A 12,450-nucleotide genomic window follows, 5' to 3' on the forward strand; every position below is an offset into this window, starting at 1 on the left:
ATACTTTTCTAGGAGATACATTGTGGCACTAAATGTCGGTCAGGACTTTAAAAAGCGGTGGCTTGATGCACCGAATGCTGTACGTCAGTCGTTTTTTGATGACCTCAATCGTATCTGTGATTTGTTGCAACCGTCAACAAACATTGAAAAGTGGATAGACAATGACCGACGTGCCCTTCAAGTTGCACAGTTACAAGTCGATCAAGCTTATGCTGATTTAAAAGCACAACTCGTTGAAGAAGCCCGCATACGAAAGCAACTCGCACTAGAAAAATCACTAGCAGATAAACGTGCAAAACAGCAAGCTTATAATTTGCAATTACAACAAGATGAATTACAGCAGTTTTATGCACAAACCCAATCACTCAATACTTTGCGTCAAGTGATTGATGATGAAATTGCGCAACAAAGCCAACGCTATAGCAAAAATCCTGAATATCCTGCAATTGATTTTTCTAACCCACGCTCACGTATTCAAGATGACGAAATTCTTTCCGAGCTTGAAAGTGTACGTTTACGTTTAGAACTTGAAGCTGAAACTTCGATTGAAGAAGCTGTGAATGCATTTCGCAATAAACTCAAAGCTGCGGCAAAAGATGAAATTGATTACATTTTAGAAAATTCAAAGTTTTCAGCAGAAATATAGATTAGCTTATCTATTTTAATGCTAATAGTTTCATTTTACTGTCACCAAAATGCAATCTTTATGTCACATCATCATACCAAGTACCAAAATCATCAATGCTAGGTTTGAAAGAACGCTAACTCAATTGATGATGGCATTCAAAATGTATATTTTTTTGAATCATATTGCATTGTTAGGGGATATAAAATGGATACACTCAATCGAATTTCAAATCATATTCATCAACTGCATACTGGCGAACAATGGACGCTTTCCGTACAAGACTTATTGATTAGTCGTACCGACTTTCAATGTATTTCAGTTTTTTTAAGCCGTGAATCAGACAAAGGACATTTTTCTTTACTTGAAGAAGGTCAAACGAATTCGTACATCGGTCATACCTCACTAACCATTATCAAGCACTAAATATGTTTTGTTAGAAAACAAAAAAGCCCATCAGGGCTTTTTAAATAAAATATAGATTAAATAGCGTCAAATAATAAAGATAATAAATTTCCTGCACCATAGCCAATGCCAAGCAATAGGGCAATCCAAATCAGTCCGCCAAGTACGTTATACATCATAAAAACAGGCAGTTTCATATGCCCTGCACCGGCAGCAAAAGGTGCAAATGACCGTACAAATGGAATAAAACGGGCAAATAAAATGGTCATACCACCATGTTTTTGGAAGTAATAATTGGTTTTCTGAATATATTCGGGCTTAAAAATTCGTGAATGCGCATGAAAAAACTTAAATCCCAACACTCGACCAGTAAAATAATTGACGATATAGCCTAATACCGATGCAATAAATAACAATAATCCCATATAGTGCAAATGTACCGACTCTGCTGTTGAACACAATGCACCCACAGCAATCAGTAAACTATCACCGGGTAGGAAAAACATAAATACAGAACCCGTTTCTGCAAAAACAATCAAAAATAAAATGGCATAAATCCACAAGCCATAGTTTTCTAATAACATGGGCAAAAACTGTTCTAAATGTAGTAAAAAATCAATCAATCCACACTCGCTTAAGAATTTTCGATTCAGTGATAAGCTGAATTAAAACACAGACAAAGAAAAACAGCCTAATTAAATTAGGCTGTTTTTTATCTTCATTGCAGTGTGGTCTATTTTAAAAAGCCATTCGCTGCTAAAAATTCCATACTCAATTTTGATTCTGCTTTAGGCTCAGCAGCTTTATCACCCAACAGTAAACGCTCAATATAACGGGCTAAAATATCAACTTCTAAATTGACTTTTGCACCGACTTTCCACGTTCCAATATTGGTTCGATCTGCTGTATGTGGAATCAAATTGAGACTTAAAATACTGCCACGTAAATGATTGATGGTTAAGCTAATACCATCAACAGTTACTGACCCTTTTTCTGCCAAATATTTTGCAATTTCAGCAGGGGCTATCACTTCATAATAAATTGAACGTGCATCTGAACGAACAACTGTAATTTCACCGACGGCATCGACATGACCACTGACAATATGCCCACCAAAACGTGTGGTCGGTAACATCGCTTTTTCAACATTCACCGATTGACCAACTTTCCAACTGCCCAATGTCGTACGATTTAAACTTTCACGAGAAACATCGGCAGCATACCAATGTTCGCCCCATTCAATCACCGTTAAACAAATGCCATTAGTCGCAATTGAATCGCCTAAATGCACATCGGACATATCTAGATCAGTATGAATACGTAGGCGTATATCGCCACCGACACTTTGTAAACTTTCAACTTTACCTAAACTTTCAATAATGCCTGTGAACATAATTTACCCTACAACCTCATTTATTGAGGAATTTATACCTGACTGTATTGAATGGTGCCAAATGACCTTTTTAAAGGGCTCTCACCATTTTACCAAAGTGCCAACTGTGTACTCACCCCTGTGGTATCGACACCACCAAGTTCTGCAAAATGATACAACTGCCCGAGCAACTGACGCAAAGGTGGACCTGATTTGGCATGTGTATCTGTAATGACAATAAACTCAAGTACACGTGCACGCTCGGACTGGCGCTGTTTACTGACACGATAACGAGGTACATCTTGTGTCAATAACGTCACCTTGCCACGTTTCAAATTGGCAGCCAGTAAGTCTTTGGCTTCAATATTGCCATCAGTTGAATAACTCGTCAGAATATAACGTGCATTGATGGTTTCCAATAACTTCTCATATGCTTCCTGCGCATGTTTAGAAGAGTTATATTGACTTGGACGTTCTTTTCGCCAAGCACGATCAATACCACTTTTAAAACCCTTAGTATCAGGTGTCGGTAAATCGGTTTGATCCCAAAGCGTCAATGAATTGAGGACATGGTAATTACTGCTATACGCATGTTGATTATAAGGTGGGTCAAGATAAGCGACATCCACTTCAAAACTACTCATTTGATTGGCAAGATGTTGTGCATCAACACACCACATTTCTGCCATTGGTATTTTTTGCTCAGTATCACCAATTTCACTAAAACGACTTGGTGTTAACCAAAGCAATGATTCAATACGCTCAAGCGCTGTTTGCGTTTTACCACCCCATCCATGATGGAAACTTTTAAATACGCCACTTGTATTACTGACCAAACTTGCTGAATACAGTAATGGCGCAAGTAATGCACTCATCTCGACATCATCAATTGCACCTTGCGCTTGCCATGTTGCAATCTGCTGACGAATCGCATCAATACGCATTCCATTACGACGTTTAAAGAATAAACGGTCACGTGCAGGATCATAAAGGTCATCATTACGTGGGCACAAATTATGTGTCACCCATCCTTTGACTTCAGGCAAACGGTTTAAATAATCAATGGCTTTTTGATAACCACCCAACTCTTTAAATGCAGGTGCATCGGTACATGCCAAAATGGCATGATTCAATGCATGACTGTAGGGTTCCCAATCATTGGCAATCACACGATAACCATTTTGACGCGCTAAACGTGAAACGACCCCACTACCTGCAAAAAAGTCAGCAAAAATCGGGGCACGTTTACCGCCTTTATTCAGTGTGCCTGTTATTTCAAGGGCTTCAAGAATCAAATGCAGTAAGCGACGCTTATTCCCTAAATACGGCACAAGTTGATGAAATAAATATTCATCTGTCGTACGCGCGGAATGACGACGCTTATGATAAATCGCTGGCGTAGTAGATTCTGAATTCATACGGACTCTTGTAAGGGAATGAGTTTTAAGCGAATGTCATCACCCAATTGTGTCACATCAAGTAGCTTAAAACGAAGTTGTTCTGCCATACGATCAAACTCCGCATTGAACATCGTTCGTGCTTTTGCACCTAAAAATGTCGGTGCGACATAACTGATCAGTTCATCAACCAATTTTGCTTGTAAAAATGCAGTGGATAATGTCGCACCCGCTTCAACAAGCACATCATAAATCTGTATTTTTTTGAGTGTTTGTAAAAGTTCTGGTAAAGATTGTATTTCTAATTGTACCACGCCAATCTGTTCAAGTTCTGAGCGAAAAGGCCCCATAACGATAACCGTATCAGGGGTTTGTAAAATTTTTGCTGTCAATGGCAAACGTCCTTGCCGATCAAGGATTATACGTTTCGGCTGAATAACAGTTGCTAAATCAACACCTTCAAGTTGACGTACATTAAGTAAAGGATCATCAACTAAAATGGTTTCAATACCCGTAATGACTGCACCCGAAATCGCACGCCAATGTTGTACATCTTGACGGGCAAGATTACCCGTAATCCATTTAGACTCACCCGATGCCATCGCTGTACGCCCATCTAAACTCGATGCAATTTTTAAGCGTACATAGGGCATATCTGTTGCCATTGCCTTTAAAAAGCCTTTGTTTTGTACTTCGGCTTGTGCTGTACAGACATCTGTTACAACCTCAATGCCTGCTTGTTTTAATATTTCTATGCCTTTTCCTGCAACTAAAGGATTGGGGTCTGCACAGGCAATCACTACACGAGTAATGCCTGCTTCAACTAAACCTTTAGCACACGGCGGTGTACGCCCATAATGTGCACAGGGTTCAAGTGTCACATATGCAGTTGCACCTTGTGCCTGCTCTCCTGCTTCATGCATAGCAAAGACTTCTGCATGTGAACCACCGACAGGTGCAGTTGCACCACGCCCAACAATCGCACCGTCTTTGACAATTACACAACCAACTGCTGGATTGGGGCGAGTGCGGTAAATAGCTTTTTCTGCCTCAGCCAATGCTTGCAGCATCCAGAAATGATCCTGGTTTAACTCAGACATAGTGTTCCCAATTGGCAATAAGAGTGATATGAAAATGACATAGAATAAAAATTAGTTTTCCTGACCGTTATGCTGCATTTGTTCAATCTGGCGACGGAATGCTTCGACATCCTGAAAATCCTGATAAACCGATGCAAAACGCACATAAGCGACATGATCAAGTGCAAACAAGGATTGCATGACAATTTCACCAATCGTGCGTGAGCGTACATCTCTCTCACCCAAACGGCGAATTTTTAATTGAATATCACTTAAAACCGTTTCAATTTGCTCTTGCGTGACAGGACGCTTCTGTAACGCATGCATGAGCGATCTACGCATTTTCGCTTCATCGAAAGGTTCATTTTTTCCATCTGATTTGGTTACACGTGGCATAACCACTTCATAACTCTCAAATGTAGTAAATCGTTCACCGCAGCTCGTACATTCACGGCGTCGACGAATCTGGCAACCTTCAGCCGCAAGACGTGAATCAATCACTTTACTGTCTGCGGTGTTACAAAATGGACAATGCATAGCGGTTTAATTGAACAAATTTTATGGAAGAATCAAGTGTAGCAAAAAAATGGAGATTTGTTGAGTTTTACGCTACATATAGAAAAAAAACAGCCCTTTTGGGCTGTTTTACACAATATATAGTTTTTATTATTGAAGTAACATATCGTTATTCAATACGTTCACCATGTTGACTCAAGTCTAGACCCATACGCTCATCGTCAGCTTCAACACGAATACCAATTATCAGGTCAATTACTTTAAGAATAATGAAAGTCACAATAGCACTATAAGCTATCGTTGCAAGCACACCTTCAACTTGTACCCATAGTTGTTCTAGCATAGTTGGTGCTAAAACGACACTAGCTGCTTTAATAATTTCTTCGTTATAAAACACGCCTGTTAAAATTGCACCTACAACACCACCAACGGCATGTAGACCAAATGCATCTAGAGCGTCATCCGCTTTTAATAGACGTTTTAATGACGTTGTACCCCAGAAACAAACGACTCCACCAATCACACCCATGATCAATGCACCACCGACACCGACAAATCCTGCTGCTGGTGTAATCACCACTAGACCTGCCACTGCACCTGACGCGCCACCCAAGACTGAAGCTTTACCACGGACAAAACGTTCAACCAACAACCATGTAAATGCTGCCGCAGCCGCTGCGACTTGAGTCACTAAAATCGCCATACTTGCACGAGCCCCTGCACCCAATGCAGAACCACCATTGAAACCAAACCACCCAACCCAAAGTAAACTCGCACCAATAATAGTGAGTGTTAAGTTATGCGGCGCCATCGACTCACGCCCCAAGCCCATACGTTTACCAAGTAAATATGCTGCTACTAAACCTGCGACACCTGAGTTAATATGTACGACTGTACCACCAGCAAAATCTAACGCACCCGCCTTATACAACCAACCATCTGCAGCCCAAACCCAGTGTGTAATTGGTGCGTATACCAAAATGACCCATACCGCAATAAAGGCAACGAAAGCTGAGAATTTCATGCGATCAGCAACCGAACCACTTAAAATAGCAACAGTAATAATGGCAAATGTCATTTGGAAAATAACAAATAAGCTTTCAGGAATTGTGCCACTGAGTGCATCAAAAGAAACACCATTGAGCATAGCTTTGGATAAATCACCAATGTATGCACCTGACCCTGAGAATGCTAAGGAATAACCGACCGTTACCCAAATCAGACTCACAACAATGGCAGCAGTTAAGCTATACATCATGGTACTTAAAACATTTTTTTTACGAACCATACCACCGTAGAACAGTGCTAGACCTGGGATGGTCATTAACAAAACCAATGCTGTCGAAACCAAAACCCATGCTGTATCTCCTGTATCTACTGTCGGCTCAGCAGCAGGTGCTGCTTCAGGAGTTATAGCAGCAGGAATGGGTTCTATAGATGGAATAGTGGTTGCAACTGTCTGATCTGTATTTGATGCAACTGTAGAAGTAGAGATAGGCTCAGAAATACTTTCTTCAGCCCAAGTGACTGAACCACCAAGAAGTGCACCAGACAAGCTGAGTGCGAGCAGCATTTTTTTCATTTGATTCCCCAACCAATTTTTTTGAGTTATGTACTTAGGTACATAACCTGCAAACTTTATGCCAACTTAAACAGCATCAGGACCAGTTTCACCTGTACGAATACGAATCACTTGCTCAAGATTAGTGACGAAAATTTTACCATCACCAATTTTTCCTGTGCTTGCAACACGAGTAATTGATTCAATCACTGAGTCGACCAAATCATCACTGATTGCGATTTCAATTTTAACTTTCGGCAAAAAATCGACGACATATTCAGCGCCACGATATAATTCTGTATGACCTTTCTGACGACCAAAGCCTTTTACTTCTGTTACGGTAATCCCTTGGACACCAATTTCAGAAAGTGCTTCACGCACATCATCCAATTTAAATGGTTTTACAATTGCAGTTACGAGCTTCATGTTATTTTCCTTCGGCTTTTCTTACCAGTAAGGTTTTATGTTCAATTTTCGTGCCAAATTTGGGAAACGGTTGGGGGTGCTTCACAAATCTAGCAGAAACAATATGTACATTCTATTGTATACTCGAAGACTGACTTTGAGTTTTAAAAAATACAGATTTTGTGATTGTTTTTTATATTTTTTTATCAATTAATACCATAGAAATCAGTTAATACTTTGGTCGTCGTTTAAGCAATGTTACACTCATGCTATGCAACAAGCTGATTTATGGAACACTAAAAAATGATTGAAACCCTTTTACATGCTATTCTTGAACAAGTTGATCAACCCAAAAAAGATCTTGAGCATAATCTTCGCGCCTTGCTCAATGAAGCGGTCAGCAAAATGGATTTGGTTTCTAAAGTTGAGCTTACACGACAACAAATTGCACTGAATAATGCCAATATTCGTTTAGAACAATTGCAACAACAACTCGCACAACTCGAAATACAGTTACAAAAATAAAAAATACATAAATTGCACAAATTTAGTGCAATAAAGACCTAATTTGATTAAAAATAAAGTAAAAATGGAAAATAATAATGTCTTTTGCAAAAATCTATACCCGAGGTTTGCTCGGTTTACATGCACCTCAAATTGAAGTTGAGGTGCATGTCAGTCAAGGTCTGCCCTCACTAACGATTGTTGGCTTACCCGAAGCGGCTGTAAGAGAAAGTAAAGATCGTGTTCGATCTGCGATTATCAATAGTGGATTTCTTTTTCCTACCAAACGTTTAACCATCAATCTTGCACCTGCTGATTTACCCAAAGATGGTTCTCGACTAGATCTACCGATTGCGCTAGGTATTCTGATTGCCTCAGGGCAATTACCTGAAAATGCAACTGATAACTTTGAGTTTATTGGTGAACTCGCGCTCGATGGGCATTTACGCCCTGTTTCAGGAACATTGAGTATTGCAATGGCATGTCAACAAGCAGAGCATCAACTTATGCTACCGCTTGAAAATGCTGATGAAGCGGCTCAACTGCCCAATTTTAAAGTCTTTGCAGCAAATCACTTAAAGCAAGTATGTGAACATTTCCTTAATATGCACCAAATTAATGCAACTAAATCACCCGATATTTCATTTATTCCAAACTGTAAATTTGACCTTGCAGATGTCAAAGGTCAATTACGCCCAAGACGTGCTTTGGAAATTGCAGCAGCAGGTGGACATTCGATTTTATTTAAAGGGCCACCTGGTACAGGAAAAACTTTACTTGCTTCACGGCTGTCTAGCATTTTGCCACCATTAACTGCACAAGAAAATTTAGAAGTTGCGAGTATTTATTCTATAGCAAGTACCCAGCACAGTTTTGGACAACGCCCTTTTCGAGCACCCCATCACACTGCCTCTGCTGTTGCTTTGGTTGGTGGAGGCTCACAGCCCAAACCAGGTGAAATTACGCTCGCTCATTTAGGTGTTTTATTTTTAGATGAATTACCCGAGTTTGATCGAAAAGTTTTAGAAGTCTTACGTCAACCTTTAGAGTCTAAAGAAATTGTGATTTCTCGCGCTTCACGGCAAATGACTTTTCCCGCCAACTTTCAACTCATTGCTGGAATGAATCCATGTCCATGTGGTTATGCTTTTAATCAGGATAGTCGTTGTCAATGTTCGGCAGAAGCGATTAAACGCTATCAAAACCGTATTTCAGGTCCTTTACTTGATCGTATTGATTTACATATTGATGTGCCACCATTAAAAGCACAGGAATTACAGGATAATAAACCTGTTGAAAATTCTGAAACTGTACGATTACGTGTCACTCAAGCATATGATTTACAAATATATCGTCAAAGCTTTCTAAATCAAAGTTTGTCACCACAACAACTTGAAAAATATGCATTACTTGATGATGGTTCACAAAAAATAATTGCGCTTGCACAACAACGATTAAACCTCTCTGCGCGTGCCTATCATCGGATACTTCGAGTTGCGCGTACTATTGCTGATCTTGCTCAATCCGAACATATTCAGAGTATGCATCTCACGGAAGCGTTATCTTATCGTAGTCAAGAAAATTAAAGATTGTTTTGTTTAAATGATCGAATATATTAAAGGTACTATTCAATCATAAAATATGCCTCATCAGGAGTACACCACTTGACCCTTGCTATACAGATTCGACCTGAACAAGATCAAGATATTCATGACATTACTCAAGTGACTGAATTGGCTTTCGCTGATGCGCCACATAGTAGTCATACTGAGCATTTTATTGTGAATGCTTTACGCGAGCAGCAACAACTTACAATTTCGTTGGTCGCATTATTGGATGGCAAAATCATTGGACATATTGCAATTTCACCCGTGAACATTAGCTCAGGTGAAAAAAATTGGTATGGTTTAGGTCCAATCTCTGTTTTACCTAAATATCAAGGACAAGGCGTCGGTTCTGCACTCATTCAGCAAGCGCTACAACAGTTAAAAAACTTAGGTGCTGAAGGTTGTGTACTACTTGGTGAACCTGAATATTATACTCGATTTGGTTTTCAAGTCGTATCAGGGCTGACACTTGCAGATGTTCCTGCTGAATATTTTCAAGCCTTATCCTTTAACGGTAATTTTGCACAAGGTGATGTGACCTATTCTTCAGCATTTGAAGCAACAGCATAATCTAAATATTGAAGTATCATTTTTTACATTCGATTTTCTAACTCAATAATTTAATTCATAAAAAAGCCCGATGAAATCCATCGGGCAAAGCGCATTTGATATCCATTTATTATTCTAAAATTAGTATTATTATTTACAAAAGTTTAGAAAGATTTAGCCAAGGTAAAAACTGCTCCTGTTTCTACAGCACGTTCTCCTGCATGTGACATACCATCAGTATCAATATTGGTTCCAATAGCTGCCAATTCAGCTGTTAAACCCGAAACAGATTTGAAACCATAAGTCACACCTGCTTTCCAATCTACATAATTATCATCGCCATTAAAGTCGTATTTATCTTTATCTACAGTTGTATAACCGACACTCGCAATACCACCAAAACCTGTCGAACCAAACGGCACTGTATATCCAACATTAAAATTCCAACTGTCACCATCTAAACCTGCATAATCATTGGTATAGTTCACATTGGTTAAAATATTATCACCTGAAATAATGGCATCTTTAAAGCCTAATTTTCCATAAAGCTCAACCCAGTTCAAATCACTATCACTTGGATAATTATAATAAAGCACACCAACATCTAATAAAGGTTTACCTGGAAGACTGGTCAAATTTGTAGCAAAACCTAATGATGGGTCAAGCTCTAAGCTTGGTGAGTCCTCACCAAAATCTACATTTGAACCCCAAAGTCCAAAATACAATCCTGATGTATGTGCCAATGTGAAACCAGCTTGAATTGCTGGATCATTTTGAGTTTGCGTAATCCCACGAAAACGATAGTCAGAAGTAATCGCCGCAGAGCCACTAAAGCTCAAACCCAAATTTGACAATGCTGTATTTTCTGTAGCCATTGCGACAGTTGTCATAGATGTTAAAATAGTTGCAGCGATCAGTTTAATTGAAAATTTCATTGGTATTACTCCCCATCAAATGGTGTATTTGTTTTGTTTAAGAACTCGAGAGGTATTTAGCAAATGCTATGCCAATTTTAATATTGATAATCTTTTTTTAATAAAAAATTAATGAATTCATGCTTTTAAAATTTAAATTTTTTAATAAATTCAAATCATATTGCTGAAGTTATAGCCTTTTCAATTTAAAATTTTCAGTCTAGATATAACTTTATATACACATCATGCCTTTATTTATTCTTTTTAAGCGTAATTGCATATATACAAATGAATTATGCGTTAATTTTGTGCAAAATTGAATCAAGCGACATTCAGCTATTTTTAAATACTATCCTGATCTAATTTGATGCATTTTCGCTTAAATCCTTTATCGCGTTTTAAACACTTACAATACCTTACTGCATCTACTAGATTTTTACTCACCTTATCAAAAACATCATTTGAATGTTTTTTAAGCACAAAAAAGGTGCATATTAAATATGCACCTTTTTATGACAAAGCTAAATTATCTTAAAAAGCATAATTTAAACCGACAACTGTATTGTTATCAAAGTCATCACCTATACGATTTTCACCACCCATCACATAATCAACAGATATCTTTAAACCTGTTTTAGCAATTTCTTTACTAATTCCAAGGCGTGCTTCATTGAAAGCAAAGTCTTTTTCAGTTTCCATTAAAGCATCATCACGACTACTGTTATACACAGAAGCACCAATCGATGTATTCAACATAAACTCATATGGCAATGTATGACTATATGCCGCACTAAGGTACAAATCACCTGCATTGGCAAATGCCGCATCGGCAAGCATAACAGTCATACTCATAGTCAAATCTTTATAAGTAAGTGCACCTAAGACATCAAAACCTGTGGTCTTACGTTTCTCGTTATTGTCTGCATAAACAGTGCCACCATTGTGGTAAATATAGCTCGTTGCTTGTAAACGATAACTCAAGTCTTGATTAATTTCATGATCATAAGCGATATAAAGATCATTTTCGATGCCATGATCTTTGCTGTCATCAGTCATATCATAGTCAAGTGTAGACCCCCAATATCCCACACTAATGCCATTATTAAAGGCATATTCAAGTCCACCTTGTAGAGCAGGTTCATCATTTTCTACACCACCACGGTAAACATATTGTGAAACAACACCAATATTCCCTGATAAGTGCTGTGTCGCCTTTTCAGTCTCAGCAATCGCTGTTTGAGTTAAAAGTGAAGTAATACATAAAGCAGAAAGCGTGTGTTTGGAGAGATAAAAGCAAGACATATGGAAAGACTTGGAACAAAAAGATCAGCGATTCTACTTTTTTTTTAATTTTTAGTAAAAATAAATCACCTATTATTTTTATGACATTATTTCATTCTTTATAATGGGCTTATTTCATAAAAAAGTGATGCCTAAGTTAAGAAAAACAGAATAATATCTGAAAAACATGTAACTTTAGTAAAATAAAATGATAAACACTGTTATTTTTTTATGT

The 12,450-nt window shown here is 38.3% G+C and carries 14 protein-coding genes; 5 read left to right on the top strand and 9 right to left on the bottom strand.

The features are described from left to right. The first annotated feature begins 22 nt into the window (after window positions 1-22). Together blhA and ACK2M2_RS03810 are read left to right on the top strand one after the other, a co-directional pair. Complete coding sequence (blhA, locus tag ACK2M2_RS03805) at window positions 23-646, top strand: cell division protein BlhA (RefSeq protein ID WP_419346164.1); 624 nt, start codon at window positions 23-25, stop codon at window positions 644-646. Window positions 647-832: 186 nt separating this feature from the next. Further along, window positions 833-1,051: a hypothetical protein gene (locus ACK2M2_RS03810; RefSeq protein ID WP_419346165.1), complete on the top strand. Its 219-nt coding sequence runs from the start codon at window positions 833-835 to the stop codon at window positions 1,049-1,051. Window positions 1,052-1,107: 56 nt separating this feature from the next. Here ACK2M2_RS03810 and ACK2M2_RS03815 read toward each other — a convergent pair whose 3' ends face one another. From ACK2M2_RS03815 to glnK, 7 genes are all read right to left on the bottom strand, one after another. Further along, a complete protein-coding gene (locus ACK2M2_RS03815; protein WP_409510731.1) occupies window positions 1,108-1,653 on the bottom strand; it encodes a VTT domain-containing protein in 546 nt (181 codons plus the stop codon). Window positions 1,654-1,763: 110 nt separating this feature from the next. After that, the gene (locus ACK2M2_RS03820) at window positions 1,764-2,423 is read right to left on the bottom strand and encodes a riboflavin synthase (RefSeq protein WP_419346166.1); all 660 of its coding nucleotides are present in this window, start codon (window positions 2,421-2,423) and stop codon (window positions 1,764-1,766) included. 89 nt (window positions 2,424-2,512) lie between these two features. Continuing rightward, complete coding sequence (locus ACK2M2_RS03825; protein ID WP_409510729.1) at window positions 2,513-3,820, bottom strand: DNA adenine methylase; 1,308 nt, start codon at window positions 3,818-3,820, stop codon at window positions 2,513-2,515. Continuing rightward, a complete protein-coding gene (gene ribD / locus ACK2M2_RS03830) occupies window positions 3,817-4,899 on the bottom strand; it encodes a bifunctional diaminohydroxyphosphoribosylaminopyrimidine deaminase/5-amino-6-(5-phosphoribosylamino)uracil reductase RibD (protein WP_419346167.1) in 1,083 nt (360 codons plus the stop codon). Before ribD ends, ACK2M2_RS03825 begins: the two co-directional genes overlap by 4 nt. 51 nt (window positions 4,900-4,950) lie before the next feature. Then, window positions 4,951-5,415 (bottom strand): transcriptional regulator NrdR, encoded by a 465-nt coding sequence (gene nrdR, locus ACK2M2_RS03835; protein ID WP_409510727.1) that lies wholly within the window; start codon window positions 5,413-5,415, stop codon window positions 4,951-4,953. A gap of 148 nt (window positions 5,416-5,563) precedes the next feature. After that, on the bottom strand, window positions 5,564-6,976 hold the full coding sequence (locus ACK2M2_RS03840) for an ammonium transporter (RefSeq protein WP_419346168.1): 1,413 nt from the start codon (window positions 6,974-6,976) through the stop codon (window positions 5,564-5,566). A 66-nt stretch (window positions 6,977-7,042) separates the two neighbouring features. Further along, window positions 7,043-7,381, bottom strand: coding sequence for a P-II family nitrogen regulator (glnK, locus tag ACK2M2_RS03845; protein ID WP_139853406.1), 339 nt, complete (start codon window positions 7,379-7,381; stop codon window positions 7,043-7,045). Window positions 7,382-7,663: 282 nt separating this feature from the next. Here glnK and ACK2M2_RS03850 point away from each other — a divergent pair, with 282 nt between their 5' ends. From ACK2M2_RS03850 to ACK2M2_RS03860, 3 genes are all read left to right on the top strand, one after another. Further along, window positions 7,664-7,885: an accessory factor UbiK family protein gene (locus tag ACK2M2_RS03850; protein ID WP_419346169.1), complete on the top strand. Its 222-nt coding sequence runs from the start codon at window positions 7,664-7,666 to the stop codon at window positions 7,883-7,885. Between the two features lie 77 nt (window positions 7,886-7,962). Continuing rightward, window positions 7,963-9,450, top strand: coding sequence for a YifB family Mg chelatase-like AAA ATPase (locus ACK2M2_RS03855; protein WP_419346170.1), 1,488 nt, complete (start codon window positions 7,963-7,965; stop codon window positions 9,448-9,450). A 78-nt stretch (window positions 9,451-9,528) separates the two neighbouring features. Further along, on the top strand, window positions 9,529-10,041 hold the full coding sequence (locus ACK2M2_RS03860; protein WP_419346171.1) for a GNAT family N-acetyltransferase: 513 nt from the start codon (window positions 9,529-9,531) through the stop codon (window positions 10,039-10,041). Window positions 10,042-10,184: 143 nt separating this feature from the next. Here ACK2M2_RS03860 and ACK2M2_RS03865 read toward each other — a convergent pair whose 3' ends face one another. Beyond that, on the bottom strand, window positions 10,185-10,955 hold the full coding sequence (locus tag ACK2M2_RS03865) for a TorF family putative porin (protein WP_419346172.1): 771 nt from the start codon (window positions 10,953-10,955) through the stop codon (window positions 10,185-10,187). 510 nt (window positions 10,956-11,465) lie between these two features. Then, window positions 11,466-12,236, bottom strand: coding sequence for a TorF family putative porin (locus tag ACK2M2_RS03870; protein WP_419346173.1), 771 nt, complete (start codon window positions 12,234-12,236; stop codon window positions 11,466-11,468). Window positions 12,237-12,450 lie beyond the last annotated feature (214 nt).

It is taken from the genome of Acinetobacter sp. TY1 (genome assembly GCF_048551395.1).
GTDB lineage: Bacteria > Pseudomonadota > Gammaproteobacteria > Pseudomonadales > Moraxellaceae > Acinetobacter.